Source organism: Rhodomicrobium sp., assembly GCF_047605405.1.
In the GTDB taxonomy this organism is placed as follows: Bacteria; Pseudomonadota; Alphaproteobacteria; order Rhizobiales; family Rhodomicrobiaceae; genus Rhodomicrobium; species Rhodomicrobium lacus.
Window position 1 is genome coordinate 1 of the sequence record NZ_JASGFR010000046.1, and the last position, 26,385, is coordinate 26,385.

The 26,385-nt window shown below is 59.6% G+C and carries 27 protein-coding genes, 1 pseudogene and 1 riboswitch; of the genes and pseudogenes, 5 read left to right on the forward strand and 23 right to left on the reverse strand.

The annotated features are described in order from the left end of the window. The 14 genes from QM659_RS14870 to QM659_RS14935 form a co-directional block, all read right to left on the reverse strand. On the reverse strand, positions 1-791 hold a 791-nt coding region (locus tag QM659_RS14870; RefSeq protein ID WP_415189015.1), incomplete at its 3' end, for a radical SAM protein. A gap of 108 nt (positions 792-899) precedes the next feature. After that, entirely contained in the window at positions 900-1,580 is a 681-nt protein-coding gene (locus QM659_RS14875) for a cytochrome b/b6 domain-containing protein (protein WP_303483976.1), read from the reverse strand. Beyond that, complete coding sequence (locus QM659_RS14880) at positions 1,573-1,989, reverse strand: iron hydrogenase small subunit (protein WP_415189016.1); 417 nt, start codon at positions 1,987-1,989, stop codon at positions 1,573-1,575. The genes QM659_RS14875 and QM659_RS14880 overlap by 8 nt, the downstream gene beginning before the upstream one ends. A gap of 22 nt (positions 1,990-2,011) precedes the next feature. Further along, complete coding sequence (locus QM659_RS14885; RefSeq protein WP_415189017.1) at positions 2,012-3,205, reverse strand: [Fe-Fe] hydrogenase large subunit C-terminal domain-containing protein; 1,194 nt, start codon at positions 3,203-3,205, stop codon at positions 2,012-2,014. Positions 3,206-4,022: 817 nt separating this feature from the next. Continuing rightward, complete coding sequence (cydX, locus tag QM659_RS14890) at positions 4,023-4,130, reverse strand: cytochrome bd-I oxidase subunit CydX (protein WP_303483970.1); 108 nt, start codon at positions 4,128-4,130, stop codon at positions 4,023-4,025. 15 nt (positions 4,131-4,145) lie between these two features. Next, positions 4,146-5,303: a cytochrome d ubiquinol oxidase subunit II gene (cydB, locus tag QM659_RS14895; protein ID WP_415189035.1), complete on the reverse strand. Its 1,158-nt coding sequence runs from the start codon at positions 5,301-5,303 to the stop codon at positions 4,146-4,148. A 3-nt stretch (positions 5,304-5,306) separates the two neighbouring features. Beyond that, the gene (locus tag QM659_RS14900) at positions 5,307-6,884 is read right to left on the reverse strand and encodes a cytochrome ubiquinol oxidase subunit I (RefSeq protein ID WP_415189018.1); all 1,578 of its coding nucleotides are present in this window, start codon (positions 6,882-6,884) and stop codon (positions 5,307-5,309) included. Between the two features lie 12 nt (positions 6,885-6,896). Then, on the reverse strand, positions 6,897-7,415 hold the full coding sequence (locus tag QM659_RS14905; RefSeq protein ID WP_415189019.1) for a hypothetical protein: 519 nt from the start codon (positions 7,413-7,415) through the stop codon (positions 6,897-6,899). Beyond that, the gene (locus QM659_RS14910; protein WP_415189020.1) at positions 7,349-7,774 is read right to left on the reverse strand and encodes a DUF2946 family protein; all 426 of its coding nucleotides are present in this window, start codon (positions 7,772-7,774) and stop codon (positions 7,349-7,351) included. Before QM659_RS14910 ends, QM659_RS14905 begins: the two co-directional genes overlap by 67 nt. Before the next feature lie 212 nt (positions 7,775-7,986). After that, positions 7,987-8,187: a hypothetical protein gene (locus QM659_RS14915; RefSeq protein ID WP_415189021.1), complete on the reverse strand. Its 201-nt coding sequence runs from the start codon at positions 8,185-8,187 to the stop codon at positions 7,987-7,989. 17 nt (positions 8,188-8,204) lie between these two features. Further along, positions 8,205-8,426, reverse strand: coding sequence for a hypothetical protein (locus tag QM659_RS14920; RefSeq protein ID WP_415189022.1), 222 nt, complete (start codon positions 8,424-8,426; stop codon positions 8,205-8,207). 165 nt (positions 8,427-8,591) lie between these two features. Beyond that, positions 8,592-9,380 (reverse strand): ABC transporter ATP-binding protein, encoded by a 789-nt coding sequence (locus QM659_RS14925; RefSeq protein WP_415189023.1) that lies wholly within the window; start codon positions 9,378-9,380, stop codon positions 8,592-8,594. Positions 9,381-9,391: 11 nt separating this feature from the next. Next, positions 9,392-10,303, reverse strand: a complete 912-nt coding sequence (locus tag QM659_RS14930) for an ABC transporter permease (RefSeq protein WP_415189024.1) — start codon at positions 10,301-10,303, stop codon at positions 9,392-9,394. An 81-nt stretch (positions 10,304-10,384) separates the two neighbouring features. After that, positions 10,385-11,629 (reverse strand): ABC transporter substrate-binding protein, encoded by a 1,245-nt coding sequence (locus QM659_RS14935; RefSeq protein WP_415189025.1) that lies wholly within the window; start codon positions 11,627-11,629, stop codon positions 10,385-10,387. A 698-nt stretch (positions 11,630-12,327) separates the two neighbouring features. Next, a riboswitch (cobalamin riboswitch) is annotated at positions 12,328-12,541 on the forward strand. Between the two features lie 37 nt (positions 12,542-12,578). On the opposite strand from QM659_RS14935, the gene QM659_RS14940 reads away from it, so the two are divergent. After that, positions 12,579-13,256 carry an energy-coupling factor ABC transporter permease gene (locus tag QM659_RS14940; RefSeq protein ID WP_303483954.1) on the forward strand — a complete coding sequence of 226 codons (678 nt, stop codon included), beginning with the start codon at positions 12,579-12,581 and terminating at the stop codon, positions 13,254-13,256. Positions 13,257-13,366: 110 nt separating this feature from the next. Here the strand turns inward: QM659_RS14940 and QM659_RS14945 are convergent. The 6 genes and pseudogenes from QM659_RS14945 to QM659_RS14970 all read right to left on the reverse strand — a co-directional run. Beyond that, positions 13,367-13,797 (reverse strand): annotated as a pseudogene (locus tag QM659_RS14945) (transposase); the annotation flags it as partial. Positions 13,798-14,226: 429 nt separating this feature from the next. Next, complete coding sequence (locus tag QM659_RS14950) at positions 14,227-14,418, reverse strand: hypothetical protein (protein WP_303483952.1); 192 nt, start codon at positions 14,416-14,418, stop codon at positions 14,227-14,229. A 155-nt stretch (positions 14,419-14,573) separates the two neighbouring features. Further along, positions 14,574-14,981 carry a DUF2442 domain-containing protein gene (locus QM659_RS14955; RefSeq protein WP_303483950.1) on the reverse strand — a complete coding sequence of 136 codons (408 nt, stop codon included), beginning with the start codon at positions 14,979-14,981 and terminating at the stop codon, positions 14,574-14,576. Continuing rightward, positions 14,968-15,216 (reverse strand): DUF4160 domain-containing protein, encoded by a 249-nt coding sequence (locus QM659_RS14960; protein WP_303483949.1) that lies wholly within the window; start codon positions 15,214-15,216, stop codon positions 14,968-14,970. The genes QM659_RS14955 and QM659_RS14960 overlap by 14 nt, the downstream gene beginning before the upstream one ends. A gap of 199 nt (positions 15,217-15,415) precedes the next feature. After that, a complete protein-coding gene (gene traI, locus QM659_RS14965) occupies positions 15,416-17,275 on the reverse strand; it encodes a TraI/MobA(P) family conjugative relaxase (RefSeq protein WP_415189026.1) in 1,860 nt (619 codons plus the stop codon). Next, positions 17,272-17,556 (reverse strand): plasmid mobilization protein, encoded by a 285-nt coding sequence (locus QM659_RS14970; RefSeq protein WP_415189027.1) that lies wholly within the window; start codon positions 17,554-17,556, stop codon positions 17,272-17,274. Before QM659_RS14970 ends, traI begins: the two co-directional genes overlap by 4 nt. An 862-nt stretch (positions 17,557-18,418) precedes the next feature. On the opposite strand from QM659_RS14970, the gene QM659_RS14975 reads away from it, so the two are divergent. Further along, positions 18,419-20,788, forward strand: coding sequence for a TonB-dependent receptor (locus QM659_RS14975; RefSeq protein ID WP_415189028.1), 2,370 nt, complete (start codon positions 18,419-18,421; stop codon positions 20,786-20,788). Between the two features lie 62 nt (positions 20,789-20,850). After that, positions 20,851-22,083 carry an MFS transporter gene (locus QM659_RS14980; RefSeq protein WP_415189029.1) on the forward strand — a complete coding sequence of 411 codons (1,233 nt, stop codon included), beginning with the start codon at positions 20,851-20,853 and terminating at the stop codon, positions 22,081-22,083. 5 nt (positions 22,084-22,088) lie between these two features. Here QM659_RS14980 and QM659_RS14985 read toward each other — a convergent pair whose 3' ends face one another. Then, positions 22,089-23,036: a LysR substrate-binding domain-containing protein gene (locus QM659_RS14985; RefSeq protein WP_415189030.1), complete on the reverse strand. Its 948-nt coding sequence runs from the start codon at positions 23,034-23,036 to the stop codon at positions 22,089-22,091. A gap of 132 nt (positions 23,037-23,168) precedes the next feature. On the opposite strand from QM659_RS14985, the gene QM659_RS14990 reads away from it, so the two are divergent. Both QM659_RS14990 and QM659_RS14995 read left to right on the forward strand, forming a co-directional pair. Next, on the forward strand, positions 23,169-24,404 hold the full coding sequence (locus QM659_RS14990) for a radical SAM protein (protein ID WP_415189031.1): 1,236 nt from the start codon (positions 23,169-23,171) through the stop codon (positions 24,402-24,404). Between the two features lie 16 nt (positions 24,405-24,420). Further along, on the forward strand, positions 24,421-24,885 hold the full coding sequence (locus QM659_RS14995; RefSeq protein ID WP_415189032.1) for a hypothetical protein: 465 nt from the start codon (positions 24,421-24,423) through the stop codon (positions 24,883-24,885). A gap of 557 nt (positions 24,886-25,442) precedes the next feature. Here QM659_RS14995 and QM659_RS15000 read toward each other — a convergent pair. Beyond that, a complete protein-coding gene (locus tag QM659_RS15000; protein ID WP_415189033.1) occupies positions 25,443-25,874 on the reverse strand; it encodes a type II toxin-antitoxin system VapC family toxin in 432 nt (143 codons plus the stop codon). After that, a complete protein-coding gene (locus QM659_RS15005; RefSeq protein WP_415189034.1) occupies positions 25,874-26,173 on the reverse strand; it encodes a hypothetical protein in 300 nt (99 codons plus the stop codon). Before QM659_RS15005 ends, QM659_RS15000 begins: the two co-directional genes overlap by 1 nt. Positions 26,174-26,385: the final 212 nt, after the last annotated feature.

The following is a 26,385-nucleotide window of genomic DNA, read 5'->3' on the forward strand; positions in this document are numbered from 1 at the left end:
CCTAGTCCGACATCGTCTATGCCCGCCTTCATCGCCCGGTCGTGAGCGCCAAGCCTCCAGTCGAAATCGGCCTTCTTGCCGCGTGTGTGCACGCTCGCATAGACGTCGCGCTGGTAGGTTTCCTGAAACAATTGAAAGGTGCCGATGCCTATGTCGTGAAGCTTCCGAAAATCCTCCACGCTGAGCGGCGCAAGGTTCACGTTGATGCGCCGGATTTCGCCGTTGCAGACCTTCACCGAATAGAGCGCTTCCAGGGCGTCGAGTACGTATTGGATCCCGTTCGGGTAGGACTCGCCTGCGACGAGCATCAGCCGCTTGTGGCCCTGTTCGACAAGAATTTCGCCTTCCCTGCGAATTTCCGCCGGGGTCAGGGCGCGGCGCTTCAACGTGGTGTTTTCCTTGCTGAAGGCGCAATAGCTACAGGTGTTGGCGCAATAATTGGTGATGTACATCGGCGCGAACAGCACGATCCGCTTGCCGTAGATTTCTTCTTTCGCCCAACGGGCGACGGAGAACAGCTCTTCGATAAGTTCAGGCGAGCGGATCTGGATCAGCGCAGCGACATCGTTGGTCGACAGACCTTTCAGTTCGCGGGCCTTGGCAAGGATTTCGCGGATCAGGCCGGCGTCCTCCGATGCATGTCGTTCAAGCGTCGCAGAAATGTCCGCCGCGTCCAGCCAACTGAGGTCTTCTTTCTCCAGCGAGAACCCGACACGTGGTGCCGTGCAGACTGCGCCCTCGGAATGTTTGGACGCTTGCCTCGTTTTCACGGATTTCTGAGCTTGTAACATTGAGCGCATCCTCGACTTTTGCAGCTCTCGACGAGCTGGGAACAGGAGGCCGGGTCGCTTCCCGGCCTCTTCGTCATGACTCATCGAAGATCGATGATTGAGAGGACATCATTCGCCCGCTGGAATGGATTTCACCGGGATCACATCCTCGGCGACCCATTGAGCCATCTCCTCCTTTGCGACATCCAATGGGATCGTTCCGGGGCCGACTCGCCAAATGCCCTTGAAAAACTCCCAATTGATGAAAGCAAGGGGGATATGAATGACGACGACGAGCAGCGTGGCTGAAATCGCAAACCATAAATGGAGGCTATGCATCCACGCCGTCCCCGCCTTGGGAATGGCGGGGACGAGAAGGAAGGTTACCCAGCCGGTGATCGCCAGAACCCATTGCGCGGTGAGCAGATAGAGATAGATCGGTTTCTGGCCGCCATTGTAACGCCCCTGCGGGGCAAGCTCCTTCGGCCCGAACGGTATGCCGAGTATCTTGCGCGGATAACCGCCGAGATTGCGATACCAGGCGAAAACATTGCGGTTCCATGTCAGCAAGGACTGAATCATGATCAGGGCACGGTCCGGCGCCAGAAGAATGAAACCGACAAGATTGAGGGTGAAGAGAATCGCGACGATAACATGCCAGTGCATGTAGGCGGCCGCCGTCTCGGGGGAGACCCACTTGAAATACGTACAGAGGCCTGTGTAGATCAGGAAGGCCCAACTGGCGGCATTTACCGCGTGAAAGATCTTCTCCGACGGATAATACCGAAGCACAAGCGGCCGATCACCCATGTCGCAACTCTCCAGTTCCAATGATATCCTTCACTTCCGACCAGTTTTTCCAGTCGCGCGGTTTCAGCGGTCCGCTGGGCGCGAAAGACGTGCGCGACACATAGGAGGTGTGCATGAGTTCCCTCATCACGCCTTCAACTGGCTTGGCGTTCATGTCAGCGTAGCATTGCTTGAGCGTAGGGTTATGATGGCAGAAGGCCATCAACTTGCTCTGCTTCTGCAGACGCGCGTCGTCGCGAACGAGGCCGAGTTGCCGAAGCCTGATATACTTATTCCGCTTCAGGATCAGATCGGTGATGGTGTAGCTGGCGATAGCGACTGCGGCGACGACCACGCCGGCGGCTTTCAGGAAGCCGCGGCGGCTCAGCAGGTCGGGCCTTTCGATGTAATCGTAGGGGAGTTTTCCCATTGCGAGCGTTTCCTTTCCCGGATCAGATTTTCAGCGGCAACGGCAGCGCTGGCGAAAGCCAGGACGTGCCCATCGGTTGCACCGGTTGCCCGCCTCCATTCACGCATCCTCCCGGGCAGGCCATGACCTCCACCAGATGATATCTGTTACGGTTGTCGAGGACGCGCTTGAGCGTATCGTTCAGATTCTGCATGGCGCCGTTCACGACGCAGATCTTGAGATCGAACGTTTTGCCGCCGAGTTTGGCGATAGGTACGGGAACGGTGACTTCGAGCAGCGAATTGTCTTCGGCGCGCATGGCGATGATATTGGGATCGTCCAGATCCTTGCCGGAGAGCGCATAATAGGCGGTGCGCAATGCGCCCTCGAACGTCCCGCCGCTATATCCGAAAATCGTCGAACCGCCCGTATAGGTTTCCAGCGGCTTCAGTTCGCGTTCTACTGGCAGCTCAAGTGGATTTATCCCCTTGCGGCGGAACAGTTCGGCAAGATCGCGGCAGGTGAGCACGGCGTCTATATCGGGAAAGGATGGCGTGTCCGCCGGGATCGTGCCGCGCGCCATGTGGTAACGCCACGCTGCGTTATATTCAGGGCGGCTCGCTTCGAAAATCTTGGCGGTGCAAGGCGTTGTCGAGACCATGAATATCTCGCGCGGATCACGCTTCCAGATTTTTTCCGCCGCCCAGGTCTTTCCCAGGGCGCCGCCCATCGGAATCGGCGGTTTGGTCGTGGAGACGTGCGGCGCCACATGGGCGTGAAACGTCTCCATCTTTTTGATCCAGGCCGGACAGCAACTGGAGAAATGCGGTAGCGGATAGTTCGCCATTTCATCGAGGCCCGCGCCTCGCTCGCCGAGCACCCAGTACTGAACCTTTTTTACGAACTCATTGCCTTCTTCGATGATCGTATGGTCGGCCGCCAGATTGACATCGTGAACGGCGAAGCCCGCCTTTTCCAGGGCATTCTGCAACTGGGTCGTGCGTAGTTCGCCGGGTTCTCCGCCAAATTCCTCGGCGATGGAAACGCGGACGGAAGGAGAGGGATGGGCTACGACGAGGTATTTGGGATCGGCGAGCTTCTCAAGGACGAGATCGACGAAGCTCATCTGCTCGATGGAGCCGAACGGACAGTTGATCAGGCATTGTCCGCAGTTGACGCAGGCGTCGACACGTATCTTGTGTGCAACGCCCAGGCTGCCGTCGATGGCATCAGCCATGCAAACCTTGCGGCACGTGTCGCAGCCGACGCAGACATCCTGATTGATCTTTATAATGCCGCGAAGTTCGCCATATCGGTGATTTCCCTCAAAAGCGTGATGCTCGTCGCCCCGCGCGTCGGGAGGCGGCGCGAAAGTTCGAATTTTTGCAACCGTAGGCGCAGCTGGCATTATTTTCCTCCCACTATGTTTATCTGTTTACCCGGTCTCACGGGCATGGAAGCCGGAGGACGCGTAATCAGAACGCGTCATAATATTATCTGATTGGAGAATTGGCGCGCCACAGAGACGCCCGCCTTGCGCAACGAGCCAAGCTATCGGTTAGCCAATGATCCAGCCCACCCACGAATGTCGTTGAGCGCTGCCTCGGCACCGCCGCGGCTGAAGGCCATCATCGGGATAACCAGCGCATGCAACGGTTTAGCCCGAATCCATCATCATGGCCGCTTCCTCTCCGTTTTGTGGGCCGTTTGGACGCCGCCTATCCGAGACGCGCACGGCCTCTAGTATGATAATAAATCAAAACATCATACTCGTGCGCCTGGCAAGAATATTTTGTCTCAATGATCCTTTAGTTTAGCCTGTGGTCGAAGGGGCCGCGGTTGCTCCACGACGATTGCCGGCCGGGGATGGCCGCGGTCGAGTAACGGCCTTGTCGTCATCGAAAGGAGGTGACGGATTGCCTTTCGAGGCACGCCGTACGGTGAGCGTCACAAAGCGAGAAGTTCGCATTCGCTCGAATTTCGATCTACGGCTTGGCAATAGGAGCGCGCCGACAGGCAGAAATCCCACGGCGCGCGTCCCTCGAAGTTATTCGCTAATCGGTGATCTGCTCTTCGGGCAAGTGCATCTCATGCCAGACCGCGTTCAGCACGCCGAAGCCGACCGCGAGTGTTACGCCGAGAATCCATGTAAAATACCACATGGCGCAAGCTCCTTTTCAATAGATCTTGTGACTGTTCGCTTTCACGTGCGCCTCCGTCACGGTGCCGCGCAGCACCTTGAAGACGAAGCTCGTGTAAAGCAAAATGACCGGCAGGAAGATCAGCGTGGAGACCAGCATCACGAACAGCGTGACCTGGCTCGACGAAGCGTCCCAGACCGTGAAACTGGCCTGAGGCTGGACGCTCGACGGCATCAGGAACGGGAACAGGCTGACACCCGCCGTGCTTACGATGCCGAAGATCGAAACGCCGCTTGCGATGAAACCGAGACCCGGCCTTCCGGCAAGGCTCGACACAGCCAGCAGCAGCGCGCCCAGAACACCAAGCACGGGGGCCGCGATAAACAGCGGATAAGCCGAGTAGTTGGCGATCCACTGGCCGGGCACGGTCGCGACCGTTTTCAGGAGCGGATTGGACGGGCCGCCCGTCACCACTTCGCTCGTGATACGATAGCCGTCGAGACCGAAGGCTACCCAGACGCCCGCTCCGAGAAACAGCGCGACGGTGACGAGCGGCAGGAACGACGCAATCCGCCGCGCCCTTTGTTCGACCGGTCCTTCGGTCTTCAGCGCGAGATAGGCAGCGCCTTGCGAGGCAAGCATGGAAAGCGAAACCAGCCCGCATAGCAGTCCGAACGGATTGAGAAGTTCGAACAGGCCGGACCCCTCGTAGAGGATGCGCATATCGGCATCGAGGCGGAACGGAACGCCCTGCAGCAGATTGCCGATGGCAACGCCGAAGACGAGGCTCGGCACGACGCCGCCCGCGAAAAGCGCGTAGTCCCAGAAGCGGCGCCACCCCGGAGCCTCGATCTTGTTGCGGAACTCGAACCCGACCGGCCGAAGGATCAGCGTCGCGAGCACGAGGAACAGCGCGATGTAGAAGCCCGAGAAGGACGCGGCATAAATCGCGGGCCACGCCGCGAAGATCGCGCCCGCGCCGAGGATCAGCCACACCTGATTGCCGTCCCATACCGGGCCGATCGCGTTGATCGCGACACGCCGTTCGATGTCCGTGCGAGCGACGAACGGCAAGAGCGCCGCCGTGCCAAGGTCGAAGCCATCCATGATGGCGAAACCGATCAGCAGCACGCCGAGGAAGAGCCACCAGATCAGGCGCAGGGTTTCATAGTCCACGGGTATTGACATGACGATCCCCTATTCAGCCGGTGCGAGAATACTGGTGCGGTCGGGTTTCTGTTCCGGGCCGGAGGCCGGTCGGAGCGCCCTGACCGGGCCCATGGAGATATATTTCCGCATGAGGATCACATCGACGACGAGAAGCGTCGAATAGAACAGGATGAAGCCCCCAAGCGTGAACAGCACCTGCGGAACGGAAAGCGCGGAAGCAGCGATTCGCGTCGGCAGGATGCCGTCGATGGCCCAAGGTTGACGGCCGTATTCGGCGACGATCCACCCCATTTCGGCGGCGATCCAGGGCAGCGGCCACGAGAACACGGCCAGTCGCAGCAACCATCGCCTATCGAAACGCCGATGGCTCGCGTACCAGAACGACACCGCGAACAGCAGGATGAAGTAGAAGCCGAGTCCCACCATGATGCGGAACGACCAGAACAGCGGCGTGACGTGCGGAACCGTATCCCACGCGGCGCGCGAGATCGTCGCCGCATCCGCGGTTCGCGGATCTGAGACGTAGCGCTTCAGAAGCAGCGCGTGCCCGAGATCGTTTGCGTGATCGACGAGCGTCTTCTTTGCCTCGGCGTTTGTGCGGTCGGCGCGATAGCGTTCGAGGGCGTCGTAGGCAACAAGGCCGCTGCGGATGCGGCCTTCGGCCTTGGTCACGAGTTCCTCGATGCCCGGCAGGGTTTCATTGAAGGATCGTGTTGCGATGAGGCCGAGTGCGCCGGGAATCTTCACCTCGAAGCTGTTGACGTGGCCGTCGTGATCCGGGACCGCGAAAACCGTGAAGTCTGCGGGAGCCTTTTCGGTCTTCCACATGGCTTCGATAGCCGCGAGTTTCATCTTCTGATGTTCGTTGACGACATAGCCGCTTTCATCGCCGAGCACGACGACAGAGAGCGACGCCGCGAGCCCGAACGACGCCGCGACCACGAACGAGCGCTTGGCGAAGGCGACATGGCGGCCGCGCAGCAGATACCAGGACGAGATCGCGAGCACGAACAGCGCACCGACGACATAGCCCGCGCTCACCGTGTGCACGAATTTCGACTGCGCCACGGGGTTGAACAGGAGATCCCAGAACGACGTCAGTTCCATGCGCATGGTGTCGGGGTTGAAGTGCGAGCCGACCGGATTTTGCATCCAGCCGTTCGCGATCAGGATCCACAGCGCCGAAAGGTTCGAGCCGATGGCGACGAGCCATGTCACGACGAGATGGCCGATCTTCGACATCCGGTCCCAGCCGAAGAAGAACAGGCCGACGAACGTCGATTCAAGGAAGAACGCCATCAGGCCTTCGATGGCGAGCGGCGCACCGAAGATGTCACCGACATAGTGCGAGTAATACGCCCAGTTCGTTCCGAACTGGAACTCCATCGTGATGCCCGTGGCCACGCCCATGGCGAAGTTGATGCCGAAGAGCTTGCCCCAGAACTGGGTCATGTCGCGCCAGATCTGCCTGCGCGTCATGACGTAGGTCGTTTCCATGATGACGAGGATGAACGAAAGCCCAAGCGTCAATGGCACGAAGATGAAATGATAGAGGGCCGTTATTGCGAATTGTGATCGCGAAAGGCCGACCGGATCGAGGTCCATATCCGATGTCCTTTAAGGTTGCGGGGAAGGGCGGGCACCGGAAGCGGCGAGATGCGTTTCAAGAACGCGGTCGTCGACCTCCACCCGCAGATCGCCGGAGAAGAGAAAAAGCCGCATGGCAACGATCACGACGAGTTTGACGACAAGCATGGTCGCGATCGCCCGCTGCAGCGGTGTGGATGGACGGACCCCGGCTCGAAGAAATGCGCCGAGTGCCGAAATGATGGGTCGAGATGTCCGTTGATCAGCCGTCATGATGTGCTGTCCAGATCGACCATCCCTGTCGCTGTGAAAGAGGCTCGGCCATGCGCGGCGTGATTGCAGTCGCGCCGGAAGCGACGGCCGGAAAAGGCAGTCGCACCAGCGGGCGCGCAGAATCCCGCCGTCGATGGCGTACTCTTTCGGCTTGAGACAAGGATGGTCCAGGCTGTCGGAACGTTCCGCGGAGAAAGCGGAACGGATCGCTATCCGATTGCAGCCTGAGGCGGGGCTCTCGGCCAGACCAGCTTTCCGCCGCAGAAGCTGACGCATGCCGGCGATGTCAGGGGAGACAAGACATCGACAGACACCGTGCGCGGCGCGATGGCCATGTCACGGGCGGGGATCGCAGACCCGTGCATCAACGGAAGGCAGAAAGCACAGTGAGGCTTGCCGTCATGGGGAAGCGAAACGGGCTCCCCGTTCTGATCGAGCACCCGAATATCGGCCCCCGAACAGATGACAGTCCAGCCATTGGCGAGGGCTCTCTCGGCGAGGCCCGCGGGCTTGAAACCAAACGCCAGCCCGGACACGAGGTTGAGGAGTATCGCAAACAAGCCCAACGCGACGGCCATTTCACGGAGCCTTGCCCCGTGAAGTGGATCGACGCTCGTGTCGTAGGCCCTTCGCATGGTTCTTCCCGGTGGGAGCCGAGAGCCGACCAGACGGTCCGCTCGCCTGCCTCGACCTTGGGCAGTGGCGGCAGAGGCAGCCTTGATCGAAATCAAGCCGCTGTTTACAGTTTCGTGAGCGGCTCCGTCCTTAAGGACGAGATCGGGACGATCCAGTCAGTGAGCGGGTACTGCCTGAGTGTCTTCGCCGGACTTATCATCCGAGCTGGGGTTCAATCGTTCGGCGGCCGTTTTTCCGAAGTTGGCATGACGAGCGAGAGCCAAGGCTCCGAATGCAGCACGCACATCACGATGTACATCAGCCACATGGAACTCAGGAAGCCGAGGTTCCCCGGCGCGGCACACAGTGGTGGTCCCTGCAAGTAAGTGATGAGGGCCATCAGCAGGAAGACCGGCATCGCTGCAAAAGCCATCGACATCTCCGATCCGTCTAGCTTTGCAGCGCGGCCAGCGCTTCGAGAAGCAGGCTCTTGGGTATGACGACCGCGCCTTCGCCGGCACCCGTCTTCTCTTTGACGGCGGCGGCCTCGAGAAGGGAGCTTATGCTTGATCCGATGATGACGACATTGTCGTCAGGTGCGTCCAGAATCGAGGGACACCCGCACCCGCAGCTACCACACCGTGTCGCAAGAACTCGAAACCCATCGGACATTGCGATCTCCCGCTAACCCGAGCCAAACTATAAAGGAAGGTTAACAGATTTGGCGTAACGCAGCCACCGTGACGCCTCCTTGCGAGGAGCGACGAGCGTTCAGATCATCGCGCCCCGAGATACCCGATATCGAGCCGCCGGTCCTCTCGCCGGGTTCGGCTGCAGTCAGACAAGCAGGTCTTCGCTTTCTGACAACGAGCTTTCGTAGAGCAGGGAAACGAGGGTGTTGCGCAAGGTCTGAGCATCTTCGCTTGAGTAGATATCGCGACGGCTTCGCGGTCGCGGAATATCGACTGTGAAAATCCCTTGCGCGGGGCCCGGTGTAAGGCCGAGCACGACGATCTTGTCGGCGAGCAGCATGGCTTCTTCGATATCATGGGTGACGAAAAAGACGGTCTTGCCGCCGGTCTGGTTCCGCCAGAGATGAAGAAGCAGATCTTGCAGTCGTGTGCGTGTGACGGCGTCCAGGGCCCCAAAGGGCTCATCCATCAGCAAGACTGGGGCATCGATGGCAAACGCCCGCGCGATCGCCGCACGCTGGCGCATGCCGCCGGACAGTTTGCTTGGAAGCTTGTCGAAAGAATTCAGAAGCCCAACCCTGTTCAGATGTTCGCGGGCGATTTCTCTGTACTCGGCTTTCTTCCGATTGGCGTTAGCTTGTTCGAGGGCAAGAATGATGTTCTCTCCCGTCGTCATCCAGGGAAACAGGGAATAGTCCTGAAAGACCACGCTCCGGTCGAGCCCCGGCCCGGTGACGGTGTTGCCTCCTACCGCAATACGCCCTCTAGTGGGCGCGTCGAGGCCCGCGAGCAAGCGAAGCAACGTGCTCTTGCCGCATCCTGACGGCCCCAGCAAGCAGACGAACTCCCCTGCCTCCGCCTCAAAACTGATGCTCTTGAGGACGGTTTGCCGCCCATACGAAAAGGAGACGTTCTCAATGACGACTTCGTTCATATCCGCTCCTCCTAAACCCGCCAGCGAAGGAGATGTCTCTCCAAGCGCTCCGCGGCCAATGTGATGACCGTCACCACGATGCCGATGAAGATGATGCCGACGATGACGCGCGCATAATCGGCGAAGTCCGCGAAATTGCTCACATACCAGCCAATCCCGGAGCTGCCGCCAATCACCTCGGCCGCCGTGAGCATCAGAAATGAAAAGCACAGAGCGAGCGTGGCGCCGGTGCAAATGGAGGGCAGCGCCGCAGGAAGCACGACGCGGAACAGCATTTTTCTCGTGCTCAGGTTCAGCACTCTTGCTGAATCGATGAGGCCCTGCGGTACGCTCGACACGCCCGACAGCGTGTTGATGAACAAGGGCCAGAACGCGCCGATGAAGATCACCATGACAGAAGCGGTCTTGAAAGACGGCAGGAAGTGAATGGCATAGGGGATGTAAACGACAGGCGGTATCGTTCCCAGCACCTTGGCGAAGGGGATCGCGGCGCTGTAGATCCGCCCGTTCCATCCGATGATGAGACCGAGGGGAATTGCGGTGACAAGCGCAAGCCCATACCCCGAAACGAGCAGGAAAAGCGATCCCTTCAAGCCGTGCACCATGTCTGGCAGTTCGGTCCAGAACAGCTTCAGTATGGCATCCGGTGGCGGGATGAGCATCGGATCCAGCAGGTTTAGCCGAGCTGTCAGCAGATGCCAGCTCAGGAGAAAAAGAAAGATCACCGCAGATGCATCGCTCAAGGCCGTTTTCCCGACAGTAGATCGGGAAAGAAGAGTGCGAAGGGTGACGATGACTTCGATCGTGCCGGCAAGTCCCAGCACGCGCCAAGCGGTGCCGTCCTGCTGTGGCCAGAGCACGGCGACCGCAAGCAGTGCGAAGGCGGCATGCTGAATGGGATAGAGCTCAGACAGCCAAGCCAACGGACTTCTTGAAGCCGAGCTGGATTCTGTCGGCAACCGGGTTGCCGACGCATCCTCGATCGATGTCATCGCCACGTCCCCTTATGCGTTGTTCGCGTTATAGAAAGCGACCATCTCGGCATAGACCTTATCGGTCGGCTCCTTGGCGACGATCGCATCCAACGCGGATTTGTAGGTCGCCGTGTCGATATGCTCCGCGACGGGGTAAGCTTTGTTGGCGACGTAATCGGAATCGATCATCGCTTGCCAAAACTCCAGTGTTCCCTTTCTCAACGGGTCTGGGTTCGATTCGAAGGTTCTGTTGGTATAGGTATCCTTGCGGATCACATCCTCGTCGATTTTCAGCGCATCGGTGAAGATCTTCACCGTCTCATCCTCATTCGTCCGGTAGAACTTGTATGCCCGGATGAGAGCGGACAGGAATTTGCCGTACTCCTCCTTGCGTTCGTTGTAGTCGGCTGTATTCGCCGTAAGGCGGCAGCATGTGTAGTTGGGATGGAAATCGGCGATATAGTGCGCCACGGATAGGCCCCGCTTTTCCGCCAGCGAAAAATGCGGCGAGAACACGATGCCCGCATCCACTTCGCCTTTCAGAACTGCTTCCACCACCGTGCCGGGTGACGGAAATTCGATCCGGGTGAAGTCCTTGGTCGGATCGAGTCCCGCCTTTTTCAACGCGAGGCGGAAGACCACGTCGCCAGTCGAAAGCTTGACGAGGGCGACCTTCTTGCCGCGGTAATTTTCGAGTGTCTTCAATTCTGACAGACGCTCCGGGCGCGTCAGAATGGCTTGCCCGCCAAGCATCATCCCGCCAAAGATGGTGAAAGGCACCCCTTGGGAAATGTAAAGCAACGGCGCTGCAGACCCGAATGTGCCGATATCCAGTTGGCCGGATTTAAGCGCGATCACGCCCTCGCCAGCGGACTTGAACTGCAGGAGTTCGACATCGAGTCCCTCGTCGCGGAAATAACCTTTTTCACGGGCGAGAAAATGCAGCCCATGCGCGGGTTCAGCGATGAAACCGACGCGAAACTTGCCGCGTGTCGAGGGATCGGCGTTCGCGCGACTAACGAAGGAGGCTGACAGCGTTGAGGCCAGCACCCCTGCACCCGCTGCCGCGAGCAGCGTACGGCGATTGAGTTTGAATTTGCTATCGGAGTCATGCTCGCGGGCGTGATGAAGATGATCGAGAGCGAGTTCCACGTCGCAGTCACACATAAGCGCACCTCTTTGTTCACTGAAAAGCAGAGCGTTGGCAGTGAGGCGTCTCACTGCTGGCAAAGCCTGTTCTTTGGAATTGTCTGAAAAGAAGGATTTTCTCTTCACACGAGAGGTGGCGCGTTGGGTAAGGCGCTGCCGAGCGGTCTGGCACGCGGGATAAAGACGACCGCCGTGTGTCGCAGATCGATGCGCCACGGCTGGGGCAAATCGGCGAAGAACGACGCAGCGGGTGCCGCTAGGGCGGGGTGCGTGAGGGGCAGACAAAAGATGCAAACGGGTTGATGCGCATGCTCAGACGGAGCGGGGCTTCCGTCTTCTTTCGTATCGGGCAAGCCCTTGGAAACGCATAGAGCTTTCGGATCGAGCCCAAATAAATCCTGGATGGCGTTGTCTACGAGCGCAGTCGGCCTCAGCCCTGCGGCGAACACATTCAGAGCGATCAGAACCAGGCAAAGCAACGCCATCAGAGGCCCGCGTGTCTGCAGCCGTTCTCGCGTCGTTTTGGCGGGGAAACGTGGCACTCTGAAACCTGAAATCAAACATAGCCCATAATGTTAATGGAACATATAGAATTGGAACCGTTTTCCAATGTCAAGCACCGCACGCGGCCGGGCAGGCAAATTGATTTTTGGCTATGGAATGCAGGGCGTTGGCATTATCCAATGAGTGGCATGTTGCAAATCGCCTCCTCCTTCCAATTTGTCGATTTGGCTCGAACCGTCACCCGCGAAAGCGGTTGGAAGTCGCGCGGCGGCGGAAGCTTGAGCCCGTCGAATTCCTTGACAGGCGGGCGTTGCTGCTGTCCTGCTGAAAGCGCGCACGGTGTTTCGGATGCGGCGCATCCGAGCTGAAACGGGAACGGGGAATGGCCTTTCGCCTGAAGCCCCGACCGCCCCCGCGACTGTGAGCGGCGAGCAACTTCCATCATGCCACTGGCAAGGCTTCGGCCCAGCCGGGAAGGCGGAAGATTGCAGCGACCCGCGAGTCAGGAGACCGGCCGAGCGCATGACGTCAACCTTTCGAGCCGTCGGGTGAGACGGCAGAGGAAAAATCCATGCATATCGAACCCGGTCTTGTTGACAGCGGGAAAATCTGGCTGAGCTATGCCACCGCGGCAGGCGCAGGCGGCTACGCCTTGAAACTTGCGTATCAGGAGGCGCGCGAACGTGGAGTGCTGTCTCTGCTTTCGCGAAGCGCGGCAACAACCGCCCTCGTGTTCTCCTTCTTCGAGGTGCTGCCGCATTACCCCGTCGGCGTATCCGAGGTACATCTCATCCTCGGCTCAACCTTGTTCCTGATCTTCGGCGCAGCGCCGGCGGCCATTGGGCTCGCGCTCGGCCTCCTGGTACAGGGCTTGTTCTTCGCGCCCTTCGATCTGCCCCAGTACGGCATGAACGTGACCACGCTGCTCGTGCCTCTGTTCGGCATCAAGGCGGTGGCGGGCCGCATCATCGCGCCCCACACGCCCTATGTAGAGCTGAAATACCTGCAGGCGCTCGCCCTCTCGACGACCTATCAGGCGGGCATCGTGGCTTGGGTTGCGTTCTGGGCTTTCTACGGCCAGGGCTTCGGAGCGGAAAATTTCACCGAGATCAGTACGTTCGGCGGCGCTTACATGCTGGTCATATTGGTCGAACCGCTGGTCGATCTCGGCGTGCTCGCCGCCGCCAAGGCACTACACCACCTGAGAGGCAACGCCCTTCTGGAGCGTCGTCTCTACGAAGGCGTTTGAGTCGACAAAGAGGCGCTTTCGGGCGCCTCTTCTCGGTTTGGCGTCTCAGTGTCCATCGCGAGGGACGATACTGGCGAAAGGTTCAGCGCCATGACCGTGCGAGGTTTAGCCTAAGCCGAAGCGGCCTCACGAAGCGTTCCGCTCTCAAGCCTCACCCATCGGTTCGCCACTTTCGCAAGGAAAGCGCGGTCGTGCGAAACGATGACCATCGCCTGCGGCAGACTGTTCAGAATGTCGACCAGACGCGTTTCAGTCTCCGCATCGAGGGCGGTCTTCTCATATCTCGTAGCGATGCGTCGAAACTGTTTGAGCTTTGAGAAGCAGCATTCGATCAGGTGGCGCTGGGCATAGAGATGTTTGTCCAGCGGATGTTTTCTTGCGCGCGAGGGATTGTTGGGGATGACCGCCACGGCGCCTTTTCGGCGATGGCGTCGCGCAGACGATCGCTGTCGTAAGCCGTATCGGCCATGACAATGTCGGCAGGCAGTCCCTCGATCAGAGGCGCTGCCTGCGGCGCATCGCCTTTCTGGCCTGCCGTGACCATTCGGTCACCTTTCCACCCCAAGTTTGCCGTTCCCCTTGACCAACGGTAACGCCAAAAATTGGTCGTTCTCATTCTCCAAGTCTCGGAAAGCTGCACTGCTGCACCTTTATGCCGCTATGAGCAGAAAGCTGAACCGTGCAATCGCGGCCGTCAATCCGCGCAAAGATCAACTCCATTTGCCCGCGCGAGTAGAAGCACGGATCGCCAGCGCATGACTCGACACGCTCTGAAATAATGCGGTGGAATGCAGCCAGACGCCCAAGACTTCCGCCAATCTGGTAGTGTCGCCCCCCGCATTTGGCCGCTACGGATAACTGGACTTATGATGAGGTGAGTATAATTGAAGCCAGCTTTCGAGAGATACTGAAGGTGATCGGGCCTGAGATCGGCTGACGAATGTTTCGGCGAGCCCTTTATGAATAGCGGTTAAATCGGGTACTTCTTCTGAAACGCCTTCCGATATTCCGCGTAGTTGGTCATGCGCTGGAAGTGCTTGGTCGCCCGTGTCCCCCAAGCTAAGTTTTCCGCCAAGGCTTCTCCCCGTCTCGTTAGTTCGTGTGGCTTTGTTGTACCAATCTCGGGTGATTTCTCGCCTTCGCCATTGTCGTTCGAGTCCATTTTGAAGCTTCTCCTTTATTCGCCTGACAAAGCTCCTCCTGAAGCCGCATGAGCTCTTGATCATCGAAGTGCTGCCGGTTTATGACATAAATCATGTTTTCCCGTATGTCCGGTTGATCCGGGGGCTTCAATCAGCGCCGCAGACGGCGCTTCTCCTATGCGTGTTTGCGCGGGCGCCCTCCTTTTCGGCCATTTTGCCGGGCCGCCGCGGTCTTGGCTGCCGTTGAAGCCTTGCCTCCTGCCGATCCGAGCTGTGCTGCGATCCAGCGCTTCGAACCGAAAACACCATGCATGAGTGCGGGCATATACACATCCACGTCCAACCGTGGCCAGTGCAGCCCCAGACCAGCAGGAGTGAGCTCGATCTCGGCAAGATCATCGGCCTTGGCGTCAGCCAGCCCTTCCAGCAGATGCACCGGCACCATGACCGTGACGCCAGTGTTAAGAGTGACGACCAGTCGTCCCTGCCGCCGGTCATACTCGGCCGCGACGGCATAGCCGTCTTTTCTAACTTGTTCTCCGCGGGCGGTGGCCGCGATGAAGTCTTGTTCAGAAATCTCCATGAATTTCGCTCCATGCCAGGCAGAGGGTTGTCAAGCGGTCCGCCAGGTTTTTTTGAATCCAGCTAGCCATCCGGTGGTCGAAACCGTAGGCTTCGCGCAGCGTCGGCGGACCACTTGGGCAGTTCAGGACAAAAACCGCCTCGCCTTCGGCGCCGATGACGTGTACGTGGCCCGGACGATGGTCATCGGTATAGATCACGACCCGCAAACCCTTGAGACGAAGAATGGTCGGCATGACGCTATTCTATCAAAAACCTAAGCGCTTGGGAAGCTTTCTGCCGCGCGCGGTTCCTCGTGGGGTCAACTCAGAAAAGTGCTGGTGCGCCACCGTCCTCTCGCAGCACGCGGCTTCTATTTTTTGGCGGCTGGCTCTTCCATACCAAGGACGGCCTGCGCCATCTGGCGGCTTCGACGGTCAAAACAAGTGCCCCGGCTTATACGCGTCCTCGCCCTCGCTGTTTCTCGTTGATCTGCTCGAGCCGTTGCAGAGTTGCTCCACGCGTTACTTGCGCGAAGGCTTCGGCTTCTTGAAGGGTGATAGGCTTTATGAACCACATGTCGCCCTGTTCGAGCACGATTGCCGGGCGACCGTCCTTCAGCGTTCGCCGCCCGCGATAGACGAACGGCCCGCGATCTGTCGGCGAAAATAGCCGGTGCGGCGGAAAACCGGGGCTGCGCGAGGCGCGGTCGTTGCGCCGCGCGATATAGCTGTCGAGTACATCTTGCCGCTCAGCAAGTGCCGCTTGTCTCTGCGCCTCAAGGCTTCGATCTTCAAGCGTGATCTGAAGGCCTGAGACCGCGGCCGCCTTGACGACCGCCGCCTTGAATTCCGCCGATCCCTCGATCCTGAGCGGTTGGCCTCCGAACCGCGCCGCTCCGAGATCGATGGCGAGATAGGCCGCATGAATCGAAATTTCGGGCACGTAGATCCTGTCGGCACTGTCGATCGCCTTGCCGCCGTCGCGCAGGTAGTAGATCGATGAACCGTTCTTCAGCACATAGGGCTTCAGGTGGCTGTAGACGATCCGCCGCGCATCCGCGCCGCTCGGGGCCGAGATGAAGGCGGCGTTGATTGCCTCTCGCTCCCTGTTGCGGCGCTGAAGCAACGCCGCCGCGTCGCCGTCGCCCTGTTGCGCGGCATGCGCCAGATACTGGTCGAAGCTCCATCGCGGCCAAGCGCGGCTGATGGCGTCCTGCTTCTCGGACATCTCCTTCGCGATCTGTTTCGCCTGCTGCGTCATCTCCTCGCGAAGCCTTTTCAGATGGTCGAGCCGACCTTTCGGCGGCCTTTTGTTAGCGCTCCTTGATCGCAAACGCTTGTAGGTGTCGAGCACCGGCTGAAAGGCGTCGTGGGCTTCCTTTCGGATACTCTGGAACTCCTTCTCGCGCGCTCTTCGCTTCCTGATGCGGTCGATGCGATATTGCGTCCAGAGGCGGTCATAGGCCGGATCTCGTTTTAGGGCTGGGCTTGCGTGGCTGGTCACCAGCGTCTGCTCGTTGCCCGGAAACGGCCCGAACCGCTGCACCAGTTGACCGATGCCGAAGGCGCGATCGACGGTGCTGGCGCGGATGCGGCGACCGTTTTCATCTTCGATGCATAGACCCGCGCCGCGCTGCCTGAGGGCGAGCTTTCTCGCCTCGAAGCGACGATGCACCTCCAGCCAGTCCGCCGCGCCCTTGAGCATCGCGATCCCGACGCCCGTTTTCTGGAGGTCCGCCCGGAACTCGCGCGTAACTTCGATCGGCTGCGGATCGGTGGAGCGGCCGTGGTTCGTGCGAACGAGGCCGAATTCCTTCTCGAGCCGTTCGCACTCCGCCATCAGCTTGCGCTGATCGAAATACGGCTCGTGCATCCGAAACGTCGTCGGATGGATCTTGTTGATGGCGATGTGCATGTGGAGGTGGTCGGTGTCGATGTGGACCGCCGACATGCGTTGATGCGCTTCGAGCCCGATGGCGGCAACGAGCCGCTGCTCGATCTTTTCCAGCACCTCATCGCTGGGCCGCTCATTGTCTGCAAAGCTGACGACGAGGTGGTAGGTCTTGTCGGCGCTGGCCCGCGTGTTCTGCTTTTGCGTCGCAATAATGTCGGAGAGCGCCCAGTCGGGCTCGTCCGTCCCGCAATTCGTGATCCCGATGCCGCCGACGCGACCGCCGGCGCCCGCCTTGTCGAGGATGTAATCGGACAATCGCTCGATCACCTCTTTCCGGCGCGCGCCCTTCGGGCCGAGGATGTAGGTCGCAAGTCCCGTATAGCTCGACGCGACGCCCCGCTTCACGCGCTTGGCGATCATCCTTCGCGCTCTGACAGGATGCTCGCGTTCACCGCGGCTTCGCGTTCGAGCGCCGCCCGGAGTTCCGCTTCGGGCATCATCTCCAGCTTTGCTGCCTCGAGGATGATCGCCCGCCGCAAGGTCCCGATGATCTGTGCCGCTTCATCCGGCACGCTCAGAAGCCGCGATCTTCCCCAGGCGGAGAGGCTCAATCCCTCGGCATCGGCCCGCTCCTTCAGGGCGTTCATTTCAGCCTTCGTCAGCCTGATCTTGAGCATGAACGTCCGGTTCTCGTTACCCATCGCTTGCCTCGCAGTTTGTCAAAGGACATACATCTTCAATGATCGGCCGCACTGTCGCGCGGTCGCCAGAAAGCTCATTTGCGGTGGGACATTCGTGAAAAGAGCCCTGAGTTTCCGTAGGGCTCTGTTGTCCCACTTTTTCTGCTAAGTGCTTGTTTTGTCGCGCTTGTTCGACTCCCCTAGGGGGCGCCATTCCCGAACAAAAGAGAGCTGCGGGCGGAGTCTTGCCGGGCTCGGCCGAAGCGGCTCCGGCGAGGATCGCGATTGAGCCGGTGATGCGGATTTCCTCATCCTTCACAAACACTTCGCGCATGAGAAGCCGGGCGCAAGGCTAGCGGAACTCGGGCGAGCCGCTGCGGCGCCGCCAGTTCATCGACCATGTAGGCAATAACAAGCGGTCGCCCAGGGAATTCGAGATACCGAGCTTATTCTTGGCTTTCCATTTCCCCGGGTGGATGCCGGTCTCCGACGGCAAAAGCGGGAAGCTCTCGCCGCGAGGTCCGATTCTGTATCACATATGCAACAGTGTGAATGGCCAGACGACCTGCCTTGAACCCTCGGGAGCGTAAGGCGGCCGTGGACGCCCCCAAATTCGGAATCTCCCAGCGTGCCCCGCGCCGGAAAGTTTTGTCTCTTCCAACCCCTGAAAACGTTTATCAACTCCTGTTCTGCGCAAACGAGCGGATTTCACCCTGGGGCGGCGTATAAGCCTTCCCACGCTTCAAATAGCATCTGCAAATATGCTGGCCAAGCTTTGATATTTGACTAAATCAATGGATATTTGAGTATTTGCGCGAGGGTGCTTTCCAGACGTTGTCCGGTGTAGCCCCTCGGGGCACACTAAATTGGGCAGGGCTGGGGCATGACAAACGAGAGCAAAATCTCGTGGGGATTCGTATTCCCAAAATTTGGGCAACGGCAGAGTGGCCGCGCAATCGGCGTGGCAATCGCGGGCGTTGTCGCATTCGGTTCTTCGTTCGCGTACGCGGCCAACGAGGCGACGGCAAACGTTCAGGAGGCGCAGCCATCAGCGGCGACGCCAGCCTCGGGCAATGCGGCTGCCTCAGGGCAGGCGGCTGCCACCATCGCGGATGTCGTCGTGACTGCGACGCTCACCGAGGAATCGCTTCAGAAGGTTCCGGTCGCGGTTACGGTGGTGGACGGGAAACAGGCCGAGAAAGAAAACCTCAATAACATCAACGATATTTCGACAATCGTTCCGAGCCTGAACTTCCGCGATGGCGCCTCGAACAAGGATCAGGGGCTTTTCATTCGCGGCGTTGGTACGGTGACGACTTCGCCGGGCGCGGAACCCTCGGTTTCCACAGTGGTGGATGGCGTCGTTCTCGCGCGACCGGGGCAGGCCACTCTCAACCTCCTCGACGTCGACCGCATCGAGGTGCTGCGCGGTCCGCAAGGCACACTCTTCGGCAAGAATTCCTCCGCAGGCGTGGTCAGCGTCACCACCGCGCAGCCGACAGCGGATCTGCACGGATATGTGGACCTATCCTATTACGACAAGAACGAAACCCGTCTGAAGACCGCCGTCTCTGGCGCGATCGTTCCCGGCACTGTCAACGGCCTCTTCGGCGTGATCCTCAGCAACTACGACGGCAACGTCACCAATGTCTTCAATGGCGATACGGTGAACGGCTCATCGCATGAGGGCTTCCGAACGAAACTCGAAATCACGCCATCCAGCGATTTCAAGGCTCTGGTCGCGGTCGATTATCTGCATTCGCGCGAGACCAACCCCACGGGCGTCGTTACAAGTTCGACCGTCTCCTATCCCGGCGGCGTAAAGACCCCTTATCCGGCCTTCGGAGGCATCATCGCACCGGTCGTGCCGTCGAGCGATAACCGCTCCGTCAACATAAATACTCCCACCCATGCTGACGACGACAACGGCGGCGCGTCGCTCCAACTCGACTGGAACGTTCTTGATCACACAGTTACATCGATCACGGCGTATCGCTTCTGGAACAACTATCAGTATCAGGATCAAGACAGAACTTCAGTCCTGACAGCCGCTACGCCGCAACAATCCGACGTTGGCAAAGTCAACTTCGATCAGTTCTCACAGGAACTGAGAATTGCATCCCAGAAGGGGCAGTTCATCGAGTATGTGGGCGGCCTCTATTATCTACACGCCGCAGACAGCGAAACCTACAGACGCACGACGACCCAGGTCGGCCCGGTAGTAAACCGCGGCTTCGCCTCATATGGCATCGAAAGCGATAACATCGCGGCGTTCAACGAGAACACCGTCAACCTGACCTCGTCGCTGCGCGCCATCGCAGGCTGGCGCCTCATCGGCGATAATCTCAGCTATCACCACACACGCACGAGCACGAATGCCGCCGCCGTTCCCGGAATAGCCGTTTCCTCGCCTTATACGTCCGATGAGGTGTTCAAATGGGGCTATGCGGACCGAGCGGGGCTCGAATATGACGTGACGCCCTGGGCGACGACGTACGCCACCTATTCTCACGGCTACAAGGGGCCGGCCTATAACGTGTTCTTCAACATGGTGCCGGCAACGCAGGGCAAGGTGCTCGATCCGGAGACGTCGGAGTCCTTCGAAATTGGCGTGAAGACCAAGCTGTTCGACGACCGTCTCGTTCTGAACGCCGCTGCATTCCACACCGATTTCGAAAACTTCCAGGCCAACTTTCCGAACCTGATCGGCGGCACGGTCGTGACGAACCTCGTCAACGCGGGCACGGTAACGAGCCAGGGCGTCGAAGTCGACTTCACCGCGAAGCCGACGCAGAGCATCACGCTGAGCGGCGGCGTCGCCTATACGGATGCGCGCATCACGAGCACGGATATCGTCGGCAGAAACTGGCCGATCGAAGGGCAGGTTGTGCCGTTCACACCGAAATGGAAGGCAAACGTCAGGGCGGATTATGTGCTGCCGCTCAACGACAAATACGACATCGATTTCGGTGCGCGCGTGCGCTGGCAGAGCGATGTTCAGTACGACCTCGCACAGTCTCCCGACACGATCCAGAAGGCTTTCGGGATCGTCGACGCAGATATCACGCTCACCAACAAGGATGACGGCTGGAAAGTCGCTGTCATCGGCAAGAACCTCTTCGACAAGTCCTATGCCTCGTACCTGCAAAGCTCGGCTGCCACGGCTGCCCCGGGCACGGCGGGCTACCTCTATCGGTGGGTTCCGCGTGACGACAGCCGATATTTCGGCATCAACATCCGGAAAGAATTCTGATCTCCCGCTGCGCGCCGGCTCTTTTCGAAGGGTCGGCGCGCTGAGCCTCCGAGGCGTCCACCGTGTTTTTCTCCAGGCAAAATCTGTTGCTTCTGCTCGTCATCACGGGCGGCGTCCTCAATTATGTCGACCGCCAGATGATCGCCATTCTGAAGCCGCTGCTCGAAAAGGAGCTTGGCTGGAACGACGCGGACTACGGCAATCTGTCCGCCATGTTCCAGTTTGGCGCGGTGGCTGCATTTCCCTTTGTCGGTTGGCTGGTGGATCGCCTTGGCCCTAAAGCCGCGAATCCTGTTGCCGTCGGAGGCTGGAGTCTCGCGGCAGCAGCACACGCGTTGGCGTGGTCCATGCCACAATTCATGGCAGCCCGCTTCGCGCTCGGGAGCACCGAAGCGATGGGCACCCCGACTGCCATCAAGACGCTCACCTTCCTATTTGAAGCGCGTACGCGATCGGTCGCGCTGGGGGTCATGAACGCCGCCAGTTGTCTGGGAGCTATCGGAACGCCTCTGTTCATCCCATTTTTCGGACTGGCGCTCGGCTGGCGTGCCTGCTTTCTCCTTGCAGGCGCGCTGGGGTTAGCCTGGTGCGTTGTTTGGTTTTTCGTCGCGAACCGCGTGAGTTGGCGTGCACCCGAAACAGTATCGGAGCCGACACGGGGGCAAATCTCGTGGCGAGAGATCCTTGCCGACAGAAGGACCTGGGCCATCGCCGGAGCCAAAGTGCTGTCAGATCAGGCATGGTGGCTGCTTCTGTTCTGGGGCCCGGACTTGCTGCACCGAACCACCGGGCTTGGAATCGCGGAACTCGCCATCCCGCTCGCCGTCGTGTACATCGCCGCGGCGGTCGGCTCTCTCGCGGGCGGCGCGCTCCCCGCCGTGATCGCGGGAAAGGGAAGTCTCGTCTCGGCCCGCAACCGGCTTCTGACGATCTCTGCTCTGGCGGCGGCCACAATGCCGCTCGCGCTTGTCTTCGATAGCGTTTGGGGAATGGCGCTCGTTCTCGGTTTCGTGCTCGCCGCGCATCAATGTTTCTCGGTCAACCTCTTTGCGACCATCACGGAGGCCGTTTCTCCTGATCGCATAGGACGAGTGACTGCCGTGGCCGCCCTTTGCGGCAATCTCGGCGGCATGCTGCTTCTCTGGCAGACGGGACGCATCCTTTCCGGCGGCGCGGGATATCTGCCGGTGCTGCTGTTTTCCGGCGCTGCCTATCTGCTGGCGCCGCTATGGCTTCGCGTCTTGCTCCGAGCGAGGCCGTCGAGAGCGCAAGAGCCTCTGATCGGCGCAGCCTGATCCGGTCATTTTGGCGCGGCTTGGTTTTCGACCGGATGGAACGGATCGAGCAGGCGCTCGACATCGCCCACAAGCGCTTCCGTCGCACGGTGAACCGCCTCGCGAAATGCCACGACCGCTTGCGGCGACGGCCCGAGATGATCGGGTTCGATCAGCGCGTAGCGCAGGCTCACTGTGGGCCGGAAGCGGCGTACCTGAAGCCCGAGTCTGGCAAAGAGCGGTGCCGTGAACGGTTCGGCGATGGTCACGCCGAGCCCGGACGCGACCAGGCAATATGCCGGAAACGACATCTGCGTTTCGACGCGGCGCTCAACTGAAACGCCGTCTGCCCGAAAAGTTTCATCGATCGCGTCCCAAAGCGCGTCCGTTTCGTGCATCGGGCCGATGAGGCTTTCGCCCTCAAGGTCGGTTGACTGGATGATTTCGCGGTCGCCAAGCCGGTGGCCGGCGGGGAGCACGCAAAGATATTCCGCATGGACGAGCGACGAGAGCCCGACGCCTTCTTTCGGCGATGTCCAAACCCCGAGGCCGAGATCGGCCTGTCCGAGAAACACGCGGTCTTCAATGCCGCGCTGATCACGACATTCGATGGTGATCTTGATGTCGGGAAAAGTTTCCTGAAAATCGATGATCGCGCGGGGGATTACGGAGCCAGCAAGCGCGGGCAATGCAGCGATGCGTAGCGTTCCGACGGGATGAGCACGAATGCGGCGTGCTGCCTGCTCCAGCAGGTCGAGCCCGGTGAAACTCCGCCGCACGGCTTCAAAGAACATCTGTGCCCTGGGCGTTGGCGTGAGCCGACGGCCCTTGCGCGAGAACAACTCGAAACCGAGGTCTCTTTCGAGGTCCGCTATGAGGCGGCTCACTGATGGCTGGCTTATGTTGAGCATCGAGGCGGCTGTGGTGACACCGCCGGTCAACATCACGCTTCGGAAGGCTTCGATCTGGCGCATCTGCATGCGCTCATAGTATGCGCGAATATATCTCCAAAGCAATTCAATTTGACTAATTCAGTAGGCATTAGAATTATGGGGCGACGAGGCGGTGGCAACCGAAGCGGCAGTCGGCCTGACGACGGGGTATCAATGCTTAATCCTACCCGAAACAGATATCGCAACGAGCCTGCCTTCGACGAGGTGGTCGCGGCGCATCCGGATTTTCCTCGGCTGATCGCCTTGAAGATCGATGTCCAGCGGCGCGGCGTGCTTTACACCGAGTCCGCTTTCCGGGCAGTCGATCCCGAAAGACATCAACTGTACACGTGGGGCGGCGTCCACTATCCGCATTCGCTCCTGTTGCGGGACGGAACGACAGTTCTTGCGAACCCTCAGCCGGAAGAGCGCGATCCTTATCGGGTCGAGTATAGTGAGGGGCGTTTCGTCCTCGTGGATGAAGGCGAAATCATCGAAGAAGTGGAGATCTGGCCGAGGCCCAGATACTACGACAAGAAAACGAGTTCCGGCCTTCTGATGAAGGAGGTCGTTTCAGCGCGCCCCCAGCGTCTCGACATCTTTGCGAGCGCCTTCTGCCACTTTGCCCATGCCGAAGATAACGGCTGCAAGTTCTGTCCGCTTCCTGCGCACCATCGTCAATTGCGCGAGACCTACGACCTGCCGACCCGGCTGAGGGCTCATGACGTCAAGGAATGCATCGCGGAAGCGCTGAAGGAGCCCGGCCGGTTCACGAACATCCATATAACCGGCGGTTCGGTGGTGAAGGGAAAGGAAATACTCGACGCGGAGCTTAGTTACTACATCGACTTGCTGAAGCACATCGGAGAGCTTTTCTCGACGCCGAGGTTTCCAAGCCAGCTCCTCGCAACCGCCTACAATGAGAAGCAACTTGCCCGGCTTCGTGAGGAAACTGGGCTTGGAAGCTTCACGGCCGACATCGAGGTGCTGAACGAAGAAAAGTTCAACTGGATCTGCCCCGGCAAGGCGCACTGGATCGGATATCGGGAATGGAAGCGGCGCCTCGTCGACGCGGTAGGTGTTTTCGGTCGCGGAAATGTCGGAACCGGCATCGTCGGCGGCGTTGAAACCGCTCCGCCCCATGGCTTCACTTCGGAGAGGGACGCGCTCGAAGCGACGCTTTCGGAAGCAGAGGATCTCGCCGAGAAGGGCGTTACCACCGTTCACACCGTCTGGGTGCCGCAGAAAGGCTCGGAATTCCACGAGTTGAAAGCGCCCTCGCTCGACTATTTCATCCGCCTTGCAAAGGGACTGCAAGGCCTTCGCGTGAAGCACGGGCTTTCCGTTGATTTCGACGACTATCGCCGCTGCGGCAATCACCCCGACAGCGATCTGGCCCGGCTCCAGTAGTGCAGGTGAAGTCAAGATGAGCCTTGTTCTCAACGCGGATGTCATCGCTCTTCTGGAACATCCGGATACGGTCCGAATTCTTGCGACAGTCGACGGTCAGGGCGTGCCTCATGCTGTTGTCAAGAAGTCGATCCACCTGGGCGATGACGGCAACATCCATTATCTCGAACTCCTGGAGACCTCGGCCACCAATCGCAACATGGTGCGGAGCATCTGGTTCGACGGGACGGTTGCGATCACGCTCGCAAATCCTGATGGACGGTCGGCGCAGATCAAGGGCCGGCCCGTGAAGGCGCACATTACGGGACCGCTTTTCCTGCATCATTACAACAGGCTGAAGGATATCGATGCAGACGCCGAACTCGCCGCAGTCTGGATCATCGAGCCGCGGCTTGTTCTCGATCAGACGTTCGCGGCGCGGCGCGATGCGGAACGGGCGAGCCATCCGCACTTCGCCCATCTCGATCGATTGCGGCGATGAGCGCGTAATGATTTCCCCTCTCATTCTGAAACCTCAGAACAATAGAAGTTCTGATCTTCACTTTCTCCGGGGCGCCATTTGCCTTTAACAGGCTGAAACCTCAGAACTTTCTGCAAAATCAGTGACTTGCTCGGCTTCCGCAGTATCAGCATGGCATTGATCATGGGCGTCATCAAGGGCAAGACCGGCGTCTACTCTGCCCGGCAGAAGGTGCCAAAAGGGCTGGAAGAGCGCGTCGCGCAGGTCGTGGAAAGCGACAGGCCGAAGCTCCGCCGCGAAGGCGACGGCTCGAGGTGTAGAAGCCTGCGCGCGTCTCGAGGACAAGTCATCAGATCGCGAGCCGTGGACGCGCGAAGATCTTCACGGGCTCTTTGCATCTCCCGTGTTCCGCCAGGTACGCCTTTTGAACGGGTGATGAAGCCGCAACGCACCTGGCCTGACGCCCACGTGGAGAGAGCAGCACGTGGATGCAACCTCCTGACAGAAGGAGAGCGCGCCCCATAGCAATGATGGGCGTTAAAGTCGCTGCGGCACCCTGACTCGATTCGTGTGCTGATTCACGGTGCTGCCGACCGCACCGGATTGACGATGTTGAGCCCCGCGAAATCCTTCTCGTTGTCCGTGACGACGACGCAGCCGTTCACCTCGGCAGTGGCCGCGATGATCATGTCGAGCGCACTTCTCGGCCGCCCTTCCGCCTTGCCGTCCGCCATCAGCCTCGCCCATGCGATCGCCGCTCGCTCGTCAAACGGCAGAACACGGCCTGCGAACAAGGCCGCAGGCCCCTCTGCTCCCTCGAACCACACCTCGAGCTGCGCTCTGCGCTTGCCCACCGGCTTCGCGAGAATGCCGCGCCAAATCTCCGCGATGGTGAGCGAGGCGATGAAAAGGTCTTCGTCGGCCTGCTCGGCCATCCACGCCATGAGCGTTTCCGACGGCTGGGGCTTGACGAGATTGGAGATGATGTTCGTGTCGAGCAGCCAGGGCATCAAAGATCGACCGCGCGGCCGTCCTCGCGGCTGCGTTCAAGGTCGAGATCCGCACCGACGAGCGGGGAGCGGCGGAGCGCCGCGAGAATGCCGCCTTTTTTCGGGGTGCCGCCGAGGCTCTCAGAGATTGTGGCACGAAGGCGCGATGCTTCTGGACCGCCTTCCGCGAGGCGACGCGCCAGCGAGCGGATGAGGTCGCGGTCCTTGTCGAGCCCGAGCACCTCGAAACGAGCGATGCCGCGCTCGGAAAGCCGTGAGCGGTAGGTCTTGATTGCTCGACGCTGTGAGTTGCTGGCCATGACGCATTCCCCTCTCGTGTAACCGGTAATATAGCCAGACATTGCCATTGCAACAAGGGGCAACGCATTTCAGACCCCAGCGGGCACAGCCGTGCCGGTCATATCCAAACAGCGGACACGCCGCATTGTCCCAAGGTTAAGCCGAAGGAAGCGGCGTAGTAGACGCGGGAGATGCATAGTCTCCGCAGGGACACACCTGCGCCTAGATAAAA